Source organism: Alteromonas sp. a30, from assembly GCF_026788005.1.
Classification (GTDB): Bacteria; Pseudomonadota; Gammaproteobacteria; order Enterobacterales; family Alteromonadaceae; genus Paraneptunicella.
This window is the reverse complement of sequence record NZ_JABEPE010000002.1, coordinates 139,985-157,049: the sequence shown is the minus strand read 5'-3', so window position 1 is coordinate 157,049 and position 17,065 is coordinate 139,985. Positions and strand designations below refer to the sequence as shown.

Annotated in this window: 14 protein-coding genes; all 14 read left to right on the top strand. The window is 42.6% G+C overall.

Annotation, left to right across the window (positions count from 1 at the left end):
• Positions 1–54: 54 nt before the first annotated feature.
• The 14 genes from HJG39_RS02835 (at position 55) to HJG39_RS02770 (ending at position 17,025) form a co-directional block, all read left to right on the top strand.
• Entirely contained in the window at positions 55–2,082 is a 2,028-nt protein-coding gene (locus tag HJG39_RS02835; RefSeq protein WP_268406575.1) for an acyltransferase family protein, read from the top strand.
• Positions 2,083–2,249: 167 nt separating this feature from the next.
• Positions 2,250–3,311, top strand: coding sequence for a nucleotidyltransferase family protein (locus tag HJG39_RS02830; protein ID WP_268406574.1), 1,062 nt, complete (start codon positions 2,250–2,252; stop codon positions 3,309–3,311).
• Between the two features lie 5 nt (positions 3,312–3,316).
• Positions 3,317–4,000 carry an acylneuraminate cytidylyltransferase family protein gene (locus HJG39_RS02825; RefSeq protein WP_268406572.1) on the top strand — a complete coding sequence of 228 codons (684 nt, stop codon included), beginning with the start codon at positions 3,317–3,319 and terminating at the stop codon, positions 3,998–4,000.
• Positions 4,001–5,308, top strand: coding sequence for an N-acetyl sugar amidotransferase (locus HJG39_RS02820; protein ID WP_268406571.1), 1,308 nt, complete (start codon positions 4,001–4,003; stop codon positions 5,306–5,308). It begins immediately after the preceding gene.
• A 2-nt stretch (positions 5,309–5,310) separates the two neighbouring features.
• Entirely contained in the window at positions 5,311–6,087 is a 777-nt protein-coding gene (gene hisF, locus HJG39_RS02815) for an imidazole glycerol phosphate synthase subunit HisF (RefSeq protein ID WP_268406568.1), read from the top strand.
• Positions 6,088–6,134: 47 nt separating this feature from the next.
• Positions 6,135–7,457, top strand: coding sequence for a flippase (locus HJG39_RS02810; protein ID WP_268406566.1), 1,323 nt, complete (start codon positions 6,135–6,137; stop codon positions 7,455–7,457).
• Between the two features lie 24 nt (positions 7,458–7,481).
• Positions 7,482–9,548, top strand: coding sequence for an acyltransferase family protein (locus tag HJG39_RS02805; RefSeq protein WP_268406565.1), 2,067 nt, complete (start codon positions 7,482–7,484; stop codon positions 9,546–9,548).
• Between the two features lie 47 nt (positions 9,549–9,595).
• A complete protein-coding gene (gene hisH, locus HJG39_RS02800; RefSeq protein ID WP_268406563.1) occupies positions 9,596–10,222 on the top strand; it encodes an imidazole glycerol phosphate synthase subunit HisH in 627 nt (208 codons plus the stop codon).
• A gap of 4 nt (positions 10,223–10,226) precedes the next feature.
• Positions 10,227–11,183 carry a hypothetical protein gene (locus HJG39_RS02795; protein ID WP_268406561.1) on the top strand — a complete coding sequence of 319 codons (957 nt, stop codon included), beginning with the start codon at positions 10,227–10,229 and terminating at the stop codon, positions 11,181–11,183.
• Between the two features lie 234 nt (positions 11,184–11,417).
• Positions 11,418–13,004, top strand: a complete 1,587-nt coding sequence (locus HJG39_RS02790) for a hypothetical protein (protein ID WP_268406559.1) — start codon at positions 11,418–11,420, stop codon at positions 13,002–13,004.
• A complete protein-coding gene (locus tag HJG39_RS02785; RefSeq protein ID WP_268406557.1) occupies positions 12,979–13,836 on the top strand; it encodes a hypothetical protein in 858 nt (285 codons plus the stop codon). The genes HJG39_RS02790 and HJG39_RS02785 overlap by 26 nt, the downstream gene beginning before the upstream one ends.
• Positions 13,837–13,893: 57 nt before the next feature.
• The gene (locus HJG39_RS02780; RefSeq protein ID WP_268406554.1) at positions 13,894–14,694 is read left to right on the top strand and encodes a class I SAM-dependent methyltransferase; all 801 of its coding nucleotides are present in this window, start codon (positions 13,894–13,896) and stop codon (positions 14,692–14,694) included.
• A 34-nt stretch (positions 14,695–14,728) separates the two neighbouring features.
• Positions 14,729–15,880, top strand: a complete 1,152-nt coding sequence (locus HJG39_RS02775) for a glycosyltransferase (RefSeq protein ID WP_268406552.1) — start codon at positions 14,729–14,731, stop codon at positions 15,878–15,880.
• A 29-nt stretch (positions 15,881–15,909) separates the two neighbouring features.
• Positions 15,910–17,025: a glycosyltransferase family 4 protein gene (locus HJG39_RS02770; RefSeq protein ID WP_268406550.1), complete on the top strand. Its 1,116-nt coding sequence runs from the start codon at positions 15,910–15,912 to the stop codon at positions 17,023–17,025.
• The last annotated feature ends 40 nt before the right edge of the window (positions 17,026–17,065 follow it).

The window sequence follows — 17,065 nt, the reverse complement described above, 5'->3', positions numbered from 1 at the left end:
CCAAAAAAGCCGCTAGCATCAAGCAAGACTTCAAAGCGATATTCGAATTTGACTATGTTGAAATACAGGCCAGAGATTGACGGACTCAGAACCATTGCGGTGATGTCCGTTATTTTATTTCATGCTGGATTTGAGTTCATTAGTGGAGGCTTTCTTGGTGTTGATGTCTTCTTCGTTATCAGCGGTTTTTTAATCACCTCCCTGATTTTACAGGAGTTGGAAGAAGGGCGTTTTTCCTTATTTAATTTTTACGAAAGGCGAGTGCGGCGAATCGCTCCTGCACTTGCGGTAGTTCTGTTGGTTTCTGTGCCTTTTGCATGGTGGTTGTTGTCTGAAGATCAGCTTATTAACTATTCCCAAAGCCTCGTGGCGACCACTTTTTTTGCATCCAATGTGTTGTTCTGGTTAGAAAGTGGCTATTTCGATACTGCCGCCGAGCTGAAACCGCTTCTGCATACATGGAGCTTAGCGGTCGAAGAACAGTATTACGTTATTTTTCCTTTACTTTTATCCCTATTTAGCGCGAAAAAAGCGTGGCGTATATTGGGTTTAATTAGCTTTTTGCTGATTGTGAGTTTGATTGCCGCAAACCATTATTCGGCGAGTTACCATTCTCTAACTTTCTTTTTGTTACCGTTTCGCGCGTGGGAGTTGTTGATTGGGGCATTGCTTGCAAGCTTGATGTTTTATCAACATTTACCGAAGCTTTCGGTTGCATGGCATAACCTACTTAGTTTGATTGGCTTATTCGCGATAGTGGGCAGCATTTTACTTTTCGGTGAGCATACGCCAACCCCAAGCTTTTATACGTTGATTCCCACTGTTGGTACTGCTCTGATTATTTTATCGGCGGTAAACGGAACCTTAGTTAACACGTTATTGCGTAGGGTACCGTTTGTGTTGATAGGTAAGCTGAGTTACAGCCTATATTTGTGGCATCAGCCGGTTTTCGCTTTAGCAAAAGCATACAGTTTGCGGGCATTAACCAATATTGATTATCTTGTGTTAATACTGGTGGTGTTTTTGCTATCGGCGGTTACTTATCAATTTGTTGAACAACCTTTTCGAAATCGACAAAAGGTTAGCTCCCCTCGGTTGTTAGTTTTTTATGTTTTGACCTCAATTGCTACGGTTGCTATTGGATTGTATGGACATTTCAACGTTAAGGTTGCTGACCGACTCCAGCTCCAACAGGAAGTGTTGCAATTACCCAGTGCTTTTATGGGAATTGAACATCGCGGGCGAAATTGTAGTTTCCCCAGTATCAAAGAGGATGATGTTTGTGTATTAGCAGGCAAGAAGGTGGAGCCGAGGTCCTTATTTATCTTAGGTGACAGCCAATCTCGGGTTTTGAGTGGCGCACTGTGGCAGGATAAAACGCTCTATTCAGAGTTGGTGGATTTATCGGCCAGTGGCTGTCCTTTTTTACTCGATCTCTCCATCTATGAAGGCGCGGCGCAAAATCCGCAATGTACGCCGGAGTATCAACAACTACGTTTAGACTTTATTAAGCAATTTGAATCTGAATACAAGGTAGTGGTGGTTTCTGCTCATTGGCTACATTACGGCTATGATGATGCCGTGGATAACGGAGTGGGAGGCATCAGCGCTGAAAGGCATATAAAGGCCGCTACTGGATTGAATCAATCATCAGAGCAAGTGCGCGCAAACTTTAAAACCGCGTTAGCAAACTCAATTAAAAAATTAACCCAAGTTGCTGACCGCGTTGTGCTAGTGTACCCCTCCTACTCGAATGGGTGGAGTCCAGTTGAACGCGCAAGAAAACTTGTGCGCCTCTATCCAGAAAAACATGCTACGAGCAAGGCATTATTCAATGCGTTAGCGATTCCTCAGGCGGCGATTAACCAACAAACCGCCGATTTTGAACAGTTTGTAGAGTCATCGTTGTCAACCTATTCAAACCTTACGCTGATTAATTCGAAACAGATAACATGCCGCCCTGATTCTGATGTTTGCATCGCGGGTGAAGACGGACAGTTTTTATTTACTGATGAGTTACATTTATCCGCTGCGGGGAATCAAAAGTTGGTTAAAGTGATCGCCAAGCGCTTGGCTGAATGAATACCGTCTTAATCAAATACATTATAGACGCTGAAATACCCTTTAACGCTGGTATAGAAAACGGAGTTCTGTATAATCCGCAGTTTCTGTGAGGCATATGAAAAGTCGGGCCTTCCCCGTATTTTTTATAAGATTTGAAACCCGTTTCAGTATAAGCGATTGGATTAATGACAAATAAATGGAGAAATGCACTCGCATTTCCGCACTGTTCTGTTCGTGAAGTCATTCAAATTATTGATCGAGAGTCACTACGCGCGGCATTCATTGTAGATGAAAACGACATGCTGCAAGGTGTCGTGACTGATGGCGACATTAGACGGGCGTTGTTAAAAAACGTCGATCTTGATTCTTCTGTAAAAGAAGTCATGCATGTTAATCCGTTAACGTGCTCACCATCGCAAAGTCGAAAAACGATTAAATCTATTATTGAACAGAACAAATTGCTGCATATGCCAATTGTCGATAACGGCAAGTTGATCGATGTGGTCATTCTTGAAGATTTTGTCGATTATGATCGTTTAGAAAACCCTGTCTTTATTATGGCGGGTGGATTCGGTACACGTTTACGTCCCCTTACCGACGATTGCCCGAAGCCTATGCTGAAAATTGGTGGAAAGCCCATTTTAGAAAGCATTATCTCGCGTTTTATCCATGCCGGTTTTTACCGCTTTTATATTTCCACGCATTACAAAGCGGACATGATCAAATCCTATTTTGGCGACGGCTCGTCTAGCGGCATCCAAATTGAATATGTCGATGAAGATTCGCCATTAGGTACGGCTGGCGCCCTCGGTTTATTGCCAGAGAGTTTACCCAACTTACCATTAGTGATGATTAACGGCGACATCCTAACGCAAATCAATTTCCGTCAATTATTGGAATATCATGCCGAAAACAACGGTATTGCGACGATGTGTGTGCGTCAATATCAGTATCAAGTACCTTATGGCGTTATCGAGACGGATGGCAAGCTGATTACCTCGATTACCGAAAAACCCTCTTATAGCTTCTTTGTGAACTCCGGTATTTATGTGCTAGAGCCAAGTATCATCAAGAAAGTCAAAACGAACGAAGTCGTTGATATGCCAGAGCTACTAAAAGCCCAAATGGATGCTGGGCTAGACGTTACTATGTATCCGTTGCATGAATATTGGTTGGATATTGGTAAGATGCAAGATTTTGAGCGCGCGCAGGTGGAATATCACCAAGTGTTTGATGAAGAAAATTAACGTCTATGCTCCAGAATAAGAAGATACTTACAGTCATACCTGCTCGTGGTGGCTCAAAAGGGCTGCCGGGGAAAAATGTTAAAACACTTATCGATAAGCCGTTGATAGCATGGACAATAGAACTTGCTAATCGTTGTGAGTTCATCGATAGAGTGGTGGTTTCCACCGACGATACGGACATTGCTGAAGTTGCTAAAGCCCATGGTGCGGATGTGCCTTTTATGCGTCCAGCGGAGCTGGCAACAGATTCAGCACCAACGAAAGATGCGTTAGTGCACTGTGTTAATGCGCTGGATGAAAATTACGATGTGTTGGTGTTATTGCAGCCAACATCGCCATTACGCACACTCGAAACCTTGCAAACAGGCATTGAATTAAGTGTGCAGGAAAACGCTTCGGTTGTCTCCGTTAGCGAAAGTGCAAAACCCATAGAGTGGATGTTTTATCGTGCAGAAAAAGGGATTGAGTACGTCACTCAAGAACACCCAAGACCAACACGAAGACAAGAATGTAAACCCGTCTATTATGTAGATGGCTGTGTTTATGTGATGCCGATATCCGACTTATTAGCAGGTAAGCCAATTTTCGACGAAAACGCATTAACCGTGGTTTCTCAAAGTGGCGAAGCTGTCGACATTGATACGATTAAAGATTTTGAATTTTGCGAATTTCTATTGAAGGGGAAATAAATGATTATTAAAGCGCCTACGATGGCCGACTTATCCCAATTTGCGCCAGATGCTAAAGTGAAAGACACCAAATATGGTCTTCCTTTAGACGTTAAATATTGTAAGCGTTGTGTAGTATCAAATCAGAGACCAAACTCCGCCGTTGAATATAAGCACAACAAAGATTCTAAAAAGACCACCATTAACTTCACAGAAGATGGTATCTGTGAAGCCTGTGTGCAAGCGGAAAGAAAGAAGCAAATCATTGACTGGGAAGCCAGAGACAAACAGCTTAGAGAGTTATGTGACCGTTACCGTAAAAATGATGGTAGCTACGACTGTCTTGTTCCCGGTTCAGGTGGTAAAGACAGCTTCTATGCCGCGTATAAACTGAAGTACGAATATGGTATGAACCCACTCACCGTAACGTGGGCGCCGCACATGTACACCGATTGGGGTTACAAGAATTTTCACGCGTGGATTAACGCGGGTTTCGATAACCAATTAGTGACGCCAAATGGTCGTATTCACCGACTACTGACCCGTTTAGCGGTTGATGTATTGCTACATCCTTTCCAACCTTTCATGTTAGGCCAGAAGTTCTTAGCGCCGAAAATGGCTGCTCAGCTTAACATCCCGCTAGTGTTCTTTGGTGAAAACGAAGCCGAATACGGCAACCCAATTGCCGAAAACGATTCAGCGCAGCGTGATTGGCGTTACTTCACTGCCGAAGACAGAGACCAAGTTATGCTTGGCGGCGTGAGTGTTAAAGAGCTTGAAGAAGAGTTTGGTGTAACCAAAAACGAGTTATTGCCATACATGCCAGCCGATCCACAAGTGATTGAAGATGCGAAAGTGGAAGTGCACTACTTGGGTTATTACCTAAAATGGCATCCGCAAAGCTGTTACTACTTCTCAGTAGAAAAAGGCGGCTTCCAAGCGTCTCCAGAAAGAACCGTGGGCACGTACAGTAAGTACAACAGCATCGACGATAAAATCGATGACTTCCACTACCATACGTCTGGTGTGAAATTTGGTATTGGTCGCGCCACTTACGATGCGGCACAAGAAGTAAGGTCGGGCGACATTACCCGTGAAGAAGGCGTGGCACTGATTCACCGTTATGATCACGAGTTCCCTGAGCGTTTTGCTAGTGAAGTATTCGATTATTTATCAGTAAAAGAGCACGAGTTGCCAATTGCTTATAAGCAATTTGAAGAACCGACTTTCACACACGATTATTACGAGCGATTAACCAGTAATTTCCGTTCTCCACACTTGTGGATGAAAGACAACGGTATTTGGAAATTACGTCATACAATTAAATAATTATGAGAAATACACGCGTTATCGCCCGTTTAGATGTTAAAGGGCCAAATTTAATCAAAGGGATTCACTTAGAAGGGTTGCGGGTTTTGGGCGATCCTCAAGTTTTCTCTCAAGATTATTTTCAACAAGGTATTGATGAAATCATCTACATGGACGCGGTGGCGTCCTTGTATGGGCGTAACAGCTTGACCGACATCGTAGAAAAAACATCGAAGAATATCTTTATTCCTATTACTGTAGGTGGCGGTATTCGCAGTGTTGATGATGCTTGGGGATTATTCCGTAGCGGTGCCGACAAAGTAGCATTGAATACTGCCGCCATCGCTAACCCGGATTTGATTACCCAAATTGCTAAGCGTTTTGGCAATCAAGCCGTGGTGATCTCAATTGAAGCAAAGGCAAAAGCTGATGGTTCATGGGAGGCGTACGTTGATAATGGGCGAGAAAAAACAGGCGTTGATGTTGTCGAGTGGGCGAAAAAAGTGGAAGCACTTGGCGCAGGCGAAATTCTGCTTACGTCTATCGACAAAGAAGGCACGCAAAAAGGCTTTGACCTTGACTTGGTTAGGTCTGTTAGCAAGCTGGTTAGCATTCCGGTTATCGCCAGTGGTGGCATGGGCAGTTTAGAAGACTTTGACGCCTGTGTTACTGATGCCAGCGCCGATGCAGTCGCCGTTGCTCACATGCTACATTACAAAAAACTGTCGGTTGCCGACATTAAGTCCTACGCAATGTCGAAAGACATTCCTGTCAGACCTATCTCAGAGCTTGCTTCTTAAGTAAGCTCTTTTTTCGAGTAACAAGCGATTGCTGTCTTAGGGGTTTCATGAGTATCAGCCTGCCTAAAAAATTCTTGTTAAATACCAACTGGGTTTTTATTGAAAAAATTTCCAAGGCCGTTATTTCTGGCTTGACGAGCATCCTCATTGCGCGTTACTTAGGCGCAGAAGGGCTTGGCGTTATTGCGATTGTGCTTGCTGTTTTTTCCATATTTTCGGTTGTTGGTACACTCGGACTCGACCGCGTTTTATTAAAAGAACTGGAAGTTTCCAAGTCGGTAGAAACCTTGGTGGGAAGTGTTGTCGCACTTAGGTTTACCGCTGCAATTCTTGGTTTTGTGCTTATTAATGTGTATAGCTTTTTTGCCTACACCAGTGAGCAAGTGCAATGGATGATTTTCGCCATTTCCTTTGCCTTCTTTTTTGCCGTTGGCAATACCTTTGAGGCATTTTATCGCAAGGCGTTACGCTCGGAAGTGGCGACTATGGTTCGCGTCTTGGGTTTACTTGCGTCTGCTGCGGCGAAGATTATTTTCTTGTTTTTCGATGCCAATATTATTTGGTTTGCTATTCCCGCCGTATTAGAAACCTTTTTAGTGTGTGCCTGCTATGTGTTTCTTTGGCGCGTCAAAAAAGACATTGAATTACCACCATTGTGTTTCTCTTTGACTGAATGCAAAAGGCTTATCCGATTGTCGTGGCCATTAACGTTAAGTGGCATAGTTGGCACCCTGTTTTTTCAAATGGATAAGATGTTTTTATACGACTTGGCAGATGAAGCAACGCTCGGTCAATATGCGCTATTAGTGCAAATCGTGTCGATTGTGTTGTTTGCTTTTGCTGCATTCAATATGTCATCTGTCCCTATTTTAAATAAGTTATTCTTTCGCTCAAAAGAGCAGTTTTGGCAGCGCTATCAAGAAGCAACAGCACTGAAGTTTCTTTTGGCTTTATTCGCTGGCGGCGGGTTGATTTTGTTTGGTAATCCAGTCATTACCTTTTTTGTAGGCCCTGAATTTCATTACTCAACGGCAACATTAGTGATTTTTGCGCTATACGTTGTGGTTGTCGCCATGTCGTCGCTCAAAACAGAATATTGTTTACTCAATGGCATAGTTAAGCCACTTTTCTATTTAAGAGTGTTGACCTTAATACTCAATTTTATTTTGAACTATCTGCTTATTCCGCGCTGGGGTATTGAAGGTGCAAGTGTTGCAACGTTGATTAGTTATTTTGCCAACGAAGTGGTTTTCCCTTTGTTTATTAAAGAGATGCGAGTTGCACTATTCAATGAATATAAGTCATTGTTGAGGCTACTTCAGCCGAGCTTCTACTTGAATTTGCGCATTTACCTTTCAAAAGCAAGATAGGTTGGCAAGTTAGGAGACATTTGCATGCAGTATCGCCCAGAAATCGATGGACTAAGAGCGTTAGCGGTACTGCCCGTTATTTTCTTCCACGCAGGTTTTACACTTTTTAGTGGCGGTTATGTAGGTGTTGATGTTTTCTTTGTTATCAGCGGCTACCTTATTTCTCGTATTTTGCTGGATGAAATAGCACAACGTAAGTTCAGCATTACGCGATTTTATGAAAGACGAATAAGACGAATATTACCTGCTTTATATGTGGTGATGTTGGCGTCTATTCCTGTCCCTTGGCTACTGTTTTCCCCGCCGGAAACCAAAGTTTATTTTCAAAGCCTGACAGCCGTTACATTATTTTCCTCCAATATTCTTTTCTTTTTACAAAGTGGTTACTTTGATCTCGCCTCAGAATTAAAACCGTTATTACACACTTGGAGTTTATCGGTTGAAGAGCAGTTTTATCTGTTTTTTCCGGTATTCCTGCTAGTGCTAACAGCGCTTCGACTAAAAGTGCTTGTTCCTATTTTTCTTATTTTTATCGCGAGCTTGTTGTATGCCAACTATGAGGTGTACAACAATCCGAGTGCGGCGTTTTATTTATTACCCAGCCGAATGTGGGAGTTGTTGGTTGGAGCGCTAACTGCGGCTTGGGTGTCTTATTATGGTTTGCCGAATATTTCTCAAAAGCGCCGAGAGGTATTCAGTTTAATAGGCGTTGCCGCGATTCTGTTTAGTATTTTTGTTTACGACCACAATACGCCATTTCCGAGTGTTTATACGCTAGTGCCTACCTTTGGTACGGCATTTATTTTGCTGTTTGCCCGCGATTCGGGATTCGTTGTTAGCCTATTAAGAAACCGTATTTTGGTTGGAATCGGTTTACTCAGTTACAGCTTGTATCTGTGGCACCAGCCACTCATCGCCTTTGTTAAGTATCAACACTATTTTCAAGCCTCTAATGCAGTAATGTTGATAATGGTATTGTTAACTTTTCCTTTGTCCTACTTAACGTGGCGTTTTGTTGAAACGCCTTTCAGAGACCGCAGTCGAGTTGGCTCGAAATCATTGATGGTTAGCACCGTAGTAGTAAGCAGCGCATTTATTATTGTTGGTGTAGTAGGCCATGTGAAAGAAGGCTTTCGAGACCGCTATGAATTGCCGCCTAATGTGCAATGGATAAGTTTGGGCGATAAAATCGATCAGCAAGGAGAGGTTTGCCGCTATGCTCCAGTTGAAAATTATCCGGGTGTGATCGCCTGTTATTTTGGTGATGCATCAAGCGCAACAACGATAGCCTTGTATGGCGACTCTCATGCTGATGCAATGTTGGAAGAGACTCATCATGCTTTTGAAAAGAAAGGCATTAAGGGATTACGTGTGTTTAACGATGGTTGCGGAACCGTCCCACTCATTACCAAGCTGCCGATTAAAGATGGCAAAACGTATTACGATAAATGCACGCAAGCACAAGAAAACCTCGCTCGTTATATTGAGCAGCAGGCGGATGCCGTGTTGCTTTTTGCTCGTTGGACATTGATTTACTATCCGGTTTCAGCGTCGCAAGGCGCTTCCGATGCGAAAACCCCGCAAATTAACGCGCTAGGGTTTGATAATACCGTTGGTGGTGTTGAGCACATTCAATATCGTGAAAATGTGGCAGTAAGAAACGATGGCAGTGTGAGTGTCGCTGCGTTAGAAAAACAGGAAAAAACACAGCAGTTTTTATCCCGCTTAAGCCAAAATATCCCCCTTTATTTGCATTACCCTGTACCTGAGATTGGCTGGGACATTTACAGCGAAAATCTAGAATATTACACCGAGAATGGAAAACCCTTAGAGACGTTGGCGTACCCATACTCGGCTTATCAACAGCGCCATCAATTTGCGACAAGTGTGCTTGATGTTGTTTCAAATCAAAATTCGAACATCGTGCCTGTGCAACCATCGCAGGTGTTTTGCGATACCTTGGTTGAGGCTCATTGTGTAGCGCAATTTAATGGCGAACCCTTGTATTTAGATGATGATCATTTATCCAATGCAGGGGCGCGATTATTACTGAAGAAAACCTTATCGAAAATAGATTTAATAAGTCGATAAAGTTAGAATCGGCGCAAGCAATTACATCCAACAGGAAGTCTCTATTTATGCCAAGTAAAGTTACGATTATTGATTACCACTGCGGCAATTTAAAAAGTGTTGAGCAGGCGATAGCCCATATTGGCGCAGAAGTAGAAATGACCTCCGATCCTGAAGTGATTTTGGCAGCAGAAAAGCTGATTTTACCGGGCGTTGGGGCATTTCCAGTCGGTATGGAAAATATCAAATCGTTGAACTTATTTGATGCGATTATAACAAAGGTCAATGCAGGCACGCCTATTCTTGGTATTTGTCTTGGTATGCAACTTTTGCTTGAGCATAGCGATGAGCACGGTGGTGCTGATGGTTTAGGCTTAATTAAAGGCCAAGTGAAGAAAATTGTGTCTACTAACCCATCGCTCAAATTACCGCATATTGGTTGGTGTAAATTAGAAGTCGTTAAAGAAAATGATGCGCTTCTTTCTCAAGCCGACTACTTTTATTTCGTACATACTTACATGGCACTACCTGAGAATGAATCAGCGGTGCTGGCGAAAGGCCAATACGAAGATGTTGAATTCTGTGCTGCCGTTAGCCAAGACAACATTTGGGGGATGCAGTTCCACCCTGAGAACAGTGCTGATGCAGGATTAGCGATTCTAAAAGCCTTTGCTGAACTACCATTAAAGAGCTAGGGAAATGAACAGTATAAATAAATTATTGCACGATCCTTTTGGTGTGGGGTTGTATTACCTTTTTGAAAAATGGCGCACTAAAGATGGCAGACGTGTACTCAGCACGAATTTGTACAAGAAATTGGCTAAGCAGCTAAATAGCCGAAAATACAAAACGATTGCTGAACAACGTAAGGCGTTTCTCGAAGACTTCCAAAAAGAAAACGACTTTCCCATTCCTGATGACTTTATGAAAGACGGTTGGACGTTATTCGATAGTGAATATTTCCCCTACACAAAAGAAGTCGTAGAAGAATCATTAAAATTATTCGAAGAAAAGGGCCCGGATACCTCTCGCGTTGATATGCCGTATTCGGTGGTTTATGCCGACGAATTACTGGCGAATGACGCATTTTATAACTTTGCCTTCTCGAAAAAGATGATTGCACACGCCGCTAAATATCTTGGCGAATACCCGATCTTAAATAACATCGACTTATTACGCAGCGACCCAACGGACCGTAATGGTTGGTTAAATAGTCAACAGCTTCACCTCGATGTGATCGACACCAAAATACTCAGAGTTGTGGTGTATATTACTGATGTCGATGAAGAAAATGGGCCGTTTACTTTCTTTCCATTGTCTGTTTCTAATGAGATGAAGAAAGATAAAGAACTCAATTACGGCAGCGCAATGTCGAATATGTCGGTTGAAGATGCAAAGTTAACCAAGTACGAAAACGCTGAAAAAGTGATTGTGAAAGGAAAAAGTGGCAGTGTGCTCACCGTCGATTCTTGTAATTGCTTCCATTATGGTTCAAGAGCAAAATCGAAATCCCGCTGCGCCTTGATGTTAAGTTTCACATCTATGTCGTTAGAGAATTTGCGAGATAGAATGAATCTTGATATTTCCGAGCACAAAAACTTAGATGATCCTCTGTATATTAAGTTAGTTCGCAGTAGAGATGCGACAATACAGTAAATGCAAAGGGAGTGAGCTTCATTTATCGCCGTCGAGGTGGTAATATCCCGCGTGGTTTTTACTTGAAGTATTTGTTAAGAGTCCTCGCTAAATAGGGCTCGCCAAGCACTAACCACTTTTATGGCGGTCGTTGATAAGTATGTGGCGCTGAGCGTGCGCATATTTCAAGACCGCTTTTCTAATTTATCCCCGAATGATTAAATCCTGAAATCACTAAGTCAGAATAATTAAAATATGTCGTTAGAAAGCTACAGAAATCGACGAGTTCTTGTTTCCAGTTATCAGCCCTACGTTGTTAAAACCGCGCAGAAGTTTGCTCAGCAATTGAATTGGGCTCCGACTGTTTGGTTTGTGGCAGATGAAAACAGGGAGTTAGTGAAAAACACATTTCCCGATGCGTTTCAGTACGACTTTTTTGATGTAGTAAAAGGCATTTTACCTCAAGGGATGGCATATAATGACTTATTGCCACCGACACCGGATGATTTAGACTTTCTTTCCAAATACGAATTTAACTTTATTTATATGTTAGAGCGCAACGACTCTAACGATTCTGCCTTTGAATACAAAGAACGCTTGGCGTTTTTCTATCATGTTATCTCTTTGTGGAAAAAGGTTATTCAGCAATACCAAATCGACCTCGTATGGTTTGAAGAAGAACCACATCAAGCTGTAGATTACGGTTTGTACCTCACGGCAAAGTTGTTAGGTGTAACCACCATCATGACAACACGAACTATTTCTGAATTAGGCATATTGCCGTATCACGATTTTGAAGAAGGTTTTCCCGAATTAAACACGCGTTATGCCAAAGTGGTAGAGGATTACACCACATCAGGCAAGCAAATCGAGATTTTACCTAGCATCAACGAATATGTAGATAAACTCAATCAAGATTACCAAACTGTATTAAAAGAACATTTATGGGATCAGGTTGAGGAATACAATCAGTTGGCTTCCAATCGCAAGCGTGTGTTTCCTTCACCAAGTGCATTAATCAAAAAAGTGAAAACAGCCATAGATGTAGGTGGCCGCTTTATCAAAAACGTACCGATGCGCTCGGATCAATACAAAGCGGGTTCAACCATGATGACCTCGCAGCATACCTACCGTGAATACGTTTTTAACAAAATGCGAGCGATTAAAAAGAAAGACGCCATCAAAGCGGTTTACAACAACTTGGCGTTAGACGACTTGTCGCGTTTGCCAGAGAATAAAAAATTCATTTATGTGGCGTTGCAATATCAACCAGAAAAGTCCACTTGCCCACTTGCAGGGCGTTTTGTGGATCAACGTTACATGATTAAGTGGTTAGCCTCTATGCTTGGCGATTCATGGCATATTTTGGTGAAAGAGCATCCAAGCCAGTTTATAAGCAGTTACACGCGTTTCGGTGAATGTTTCCGAGATGAGCGTTACTACACAGAATTAAATGATATTCCTAATGTTTCTTTAATGAGCTTGTCTTTAGATTCGTTCACCTTAATGGCGAAGAGCGAAGCGGTTGCGTCTGCTGGTGGAACGGTCTGTTGGGAAGCGATTGCACGCGGATTGCCTGCATTGAGCTTCGCCGTGTCTTGGTTTCGTCCATGTCATGGCGTGTACTTTATTGATTCAGAAAAGGCTCTGCAAACCGCAATCAACAACATTGAGCAAGGCGTTCGTCCAGAGGTGTATTTGGTGAAAGCTTTTGCGCAGCTAATTAAAGAGTACGGATTTGATGCCGCCATTGGTGGGCAAGCGAGTTTGGACCATAAAAACATTGATGCAGAGACCAACGCCAAGGCCCATTTTGATGCGATTACATACCTTCTTAGTTAACGCGCTGTCTCGATCAATTGTCGCCAATGCTTTATACATGCTTTATCGGTATGTGTATGTGGTTGTGGTGCGAGGCTTAAAAGTCAGTCGTGCGGATAAGATGGTGCGCTCTCAGCGTCGTTCTAAATTAGCCGTAATTGGCTGTGGTCCAAGTATTAATCAACTGGATTCAGATTTTTTCGACAAGCTGGGTGATTACGACATTGCGGCGTTTAGTCATGCCGCGTTATTGCCAACACGAATTGATTACTACATGTACGAAATTCCCGAGGGTGAGCTATTAAAGCAGCATGAAGCGCTTTTATATCCAGCTCTAAAGCAGAAACAAGAGGCGGGATTGTTGCATGGCATTACCCTTAAAAATCCGCATTCCAAAAGTTCCTCTTTTCAAGCACTTTTTCCCTCATGCATTAATACCATGACATTCCCTATTCATTTGAAGTCGGCGAAAAAAATAAAGCAGTTTATTAAGCTTATTAGTTTCTTTGGGTTGGCAAAAAAGTATTTTTTTCAATCCAGAGCCTCTTTATTTGCCACTTGTTATTGGGCGGATGCCTTAGGCTACGAAGAAATATTGTTAATCGGTATCGATTTAAATTCGCCTCGGTATTTTTACGAAGAAGAAAATCATTGGTTGACGCACATTATTCCTAACCCTTTTTCGGAAGAAGAATTGCAGGATGTAAAAGCGCATCCAACTAATGATAGTGCGACAGGATTAAAGGTTGAAACCGCGCTCGCTCTGTTAAAAGAGTCGATGCAGGCCGAAGTGTTTATTAATAACCCGAATTCTGCGTTAGCATCGGTGTTTAAATTCAAAGAAAACCCGTAAGTCGCTTCAGCAGCTATTAAATTAATTAAAATGAATAAGTCAGTGTAGAGTCCCGTTATGAGTAATCACGTGCTAATCAACATCGCTAAACAAGCTTTGAATGTGAAAAGACTGCCGGTTTTGCTTGGCAAAGTGTTTCAACGACTAACCGACAAAAAGCAGGAAAACAATGAAGCTAACTTGCGTTGGTTAGCACAGCAACAACAAGATTTTGCAGAATACGCGCAATCTTTAGATGCTGAGTTGTGGCAGGAGTCACTAGCTTATGCAAAGTCTTTGGAAGCTCATGCCAACAAGGTGTTAAGCAATATTGATGTGACGCTGGGTGGTGGTGGTTTTTATCCGTTAATTTACTTTGTAACCCGTTACTTAAAGCCGCAAACCGTTGTTGAAACGGGCGTTGCCGCAGGGTATTCCTCTCATGCGTTTTTATCTGGGTTGCAGAAAAATGCCGATTCAGGTGCTGATGGGCGCTTATTCAGTAGTGATTTTCCATATTTTCGTATTGAAAACCCCGAAAAATACATTGGCATTTTAGTGCCAGAAGACTTAAAAGCACGTTGGCATTTGTTCATTGATGGTGACGCGAAAAACCTATCTAAAATTGCGCAGAGCGTGTCGAGTGTGGACTTATTTCACTACGATTCGGACAAGCGCTATGCTGGTCGCGAGCAAGCCATGCAAGCCCTAAAAACCAAGCTTTCCGATAATGCACTTATTATTATGGATGATATTAACGACAACAGCTTTTTTATGGACTTGTGTTTAAGCGAGCAGCAAAAACAGCCTTATCGAATCTTTGAATTTGGCGGAAAATACATTGGCATGTTGGGCGAGTTAGCCCTGCTAAAGCGTTAGTGTTTTCGCGCTAGTCACTGTTTACTATAAGCAAATGCAACCTATCAAAGTGATGCACATTATAACGGGTCTTGGTACAGGTGGTGCCGAGGCGATGTTGTATAAGTTGTTAAATCAGCAAGGAGCCGATAATCGCGTTGATAATATTGTGGTTTCTTTAACGCCCGGTGGTAAACACCACGCCATGTTAGAAGAAAAAGGCATTCGCGTTATCACATTGAATGTAAAGAAAGTTTGGCTACTTCCCGTCTATTTGTGGCGCTTGCTGAGTGCCATCAAACAAGAAAAAATTCAGATTATTAATGCATGGATGTATCACGCCATGCTATTTGCCTGTTTATTATCTCTTTTCTCCTTAACGCGTGGGCCTCGTTTGTTGTGGAATGTACGCCATAGTTTGCAAAACCTGAATCAAGAGAAACCGAGTATTCGATTGATTATCCGCTTATTAGGTTTGTTATTAGTGTTGCCGGAACGCGTGGTGTTCAACTCGCAAAAAAGTGCGTTGGAGCACCAAAAATATTGGAACATGAAAGACAAAGCGCAATTCATTGCCAATGGCTTTGAGTTGTCTACATGGCTTCCCAAGCGCGAGCTTGCAGATACAACTCAGGATCCACTGCGCGCATTACTCAATATTGAACAAGGTCGCATTATCGGTAATGTTGGTCGAGCTCATCCAATGAAAAACCAGCTCGGCTTGATTAAGCACTTCTTGGCGTTGGCGGATAAATATCCTAATGCACACTTGGTGGTTATTGGCAAAGGGACCGATGCCCTTCCTATACCTGACATACCTGGCAAGTCTCGCATCCATTTATTGGGGGAACGAAATGATGTAAACGTGCTGATGCCGTTTTTCGATTATTTCGTTTTAAGCTCGAATTGGGGGGAAGGGTTCCCCAATGTGTTGGGCGAAGCTATGGCGTGTGAACTTGTTTGTTTAACAAATGATGTTGGTGATAGTGGGTACTTACTTAATGATGCTGACTGGATTGTGCCTCCTTATCAAGACAAGGCGCTAGAATCGAAACTCGGAGAGCTTTTGGATTTAGACGCCGCGCAATGTTCTGTGCTTGGCAAAACACATCGCCAGCGGATGCAGGAACATTTTTCTATAGAGGCAATTAGTGAGCAGTATTTGGATTTGTATCACTCTTTATGCTCTCTTAACTTACAAAGCTAACAATGCAGAGCTAACAACATAGGTTTTTGATGTCCAAGTTATTATATTTTGTCTCTGAAGATTGGTATTTCTGTTCACATCGCTTGGAATTGGCAAAAGCGGCGGTTGCTAAAGGCTATGATGTGTCTATTCTTTGCAATGTTAATCGGCATCGAAGCGTGATAGAAGAAGCGGGTATTCGAGTTATCCCCATGGATATTGATCGCGCTAATACGGGGTTGTTGGCGAACCTGATGCTATTGCTGCAAGTTATCAAGATTTTCTTAAAAGAAAAGCCCGATGTTGTGCATAACGTAGCGCAAAAACCAGTATTGATGGGGACCATAGCGGCGCACTTATGCGGCGCGAAACGTATTGTGAATGCGCTTGGTGGACTTGGGTTTGTCTTTATGTCGAAAACCACCAAAGCCAAAATTTTAAAGTACGTGATGTCCACGCTTTACAAATTGTTGTTTAACTTGCGTCGCACGGTGTTGATTTTGCAAAACCGTGATGATTATCAATTTTTTGTTGAGACAATTGGCGTTAAACAAACGCACTTGTGTTTGATTCGTGGCGCGGGAATTAATATTGAGCAGTTTTCGCATCAGCCATTTCCCAACACCGATAAAGTGCGTTTTACTCTGGTTGCGCGCATGCTAAAAGACAAAGGTGTAGGAGAGTTTTTGCAAGCCGCGAAGCGTGTGAGCGACAAACTAACAAATGTTGAGTTTGTGCTGGTGGGGGATGTGGACGCCAAGAATCCTAATGCCTTTACCGAAAATGAGTTGACTCGCTTGGCTAAAGACGCGGGGGTTATTTGGGATGGCCCAAGTTCGCAAATTTTTGATGTATGGAAACATTCTCATGTTTCCGTTTTGCCTTCTTATCGTGAAGGTTTGCCGAAGTCCCTATTAGAGTCGGCCTCGGTGGGGCGGCCAATTATTACTACAGATGTGCCGGGTTGTAGAGAAGTCGTCGAAGACGGAAAAAATGGCTTTCTGGTGCCGTTGTATGATGTTCAGACGCTTGCTGAAAAGATACAACTTCTTGCTGAAAATAAGTCACTTAGGCAAGAAATGGGGGAGATTTCCCGTAAAATGGCTGAAGAAGAATTCGCATCACATAAAGTTAATGAAAAGACAATACACTTATATGAGCAATAGGTGATAACAGTTGGCTCCTTATATTTGATAAAGACGGTGT

Bases quoted from the DNA above. Each gene is read 5' to 3' on its own strand.
- HJG39_RS02780 (WP_268406554.1), top strand. From the start codon at position 13,894: ATGAGTAATCACGTGCTAATCAACATCGCTAAACAAGCTTTGAATGTG.
- HJG39_RS02830 (WP_268406574.1), top strand. From the start codon at position 2,250: ATGACAAATAAATGGAGAAATGCACTCGCATTTCCGCACTGTTCTGTT.
- HJG39_RS02785 (WP_268406557.1), top strand. From the start codon at position 12,979: ATGCGATTACATACCTTCTTAGTTAACGCGCTGTCTCGATCAATTGTC.
- HJG39_RS02805 (WP_268406565.1), top strand. From the start codon at position 7,482: ATGCAGTATCGCCCAGAAATCGATGGACTAAGAGCGTTAGCGGTACTG.
- HJG39_RS02825 (WP_268406572.1), top strand. From the start codon at position 3,317: ATGCTCCAGAATAAGAAGATACTTACAGTCATACCTGCTCGTGGTGGC.
- hisF (WP_268406568.1), top strand. From the start codon at position 5,311: ATGAGAAATACACGCGTTATCGCCCGTTTAGATGTTAAAGGGCCAAAT.
- HJG39_RS02790 (WP_268406559.1), top strand. From the start codon at position 11,418: ATGTCGTTAGAAAGCTACAGAAATCGACGAGTTCTTGTTTCCAGTTAT.
- HJG39_RS02795 (WP_268406561.1), top strand. From the start codon at position 10,227: ATGAACAGTATAAATAAATTATTGCACGATCCTTTTGGTGTGGGGTTG.
- hisH (WP_268406563.1), top strand. From the start codon at position 9,596: ATGCCAAGTAAAGTTACGATTATTGATTACCACTGCGGCAATTTAAAA.
- HJG39_RS02835 (WP_268406575.1), top strand. From the start codon at position 55: ATGTTGAAATACAGGCCAGAGATTGACGGACTCAGAACCATTGCGGTG.
- HJG39_RS02820 (WP_268406571.1), top strand. From the start codon at position 4,001: ATGATTATTAAAGCGCCTACGATGGCCGACTTATCCCAATTTGCGCCA.
- HJG39_RS02770 (WP_268406550.1), top strand. From the start codon at position 15,910: ATGTCCAAGTTATTATATTTTGTCTCTGAAGATTGGTATTTCTGTTCA.
- HJG39_RS02810 (WP_268406566.1), top strand. From the start codon at position 6,135: ATGAGTATCAGCCTGCCTAAAAAATTCTTGTTAAATACCAACTGGGTT.
- HJG39_RS02775 (WP_268406552.1), top strand. From the start codon at position 14,729: ATGCAACCTATCAAAGTGATGCACATTATAACGGGTCTTGGTACAGGT.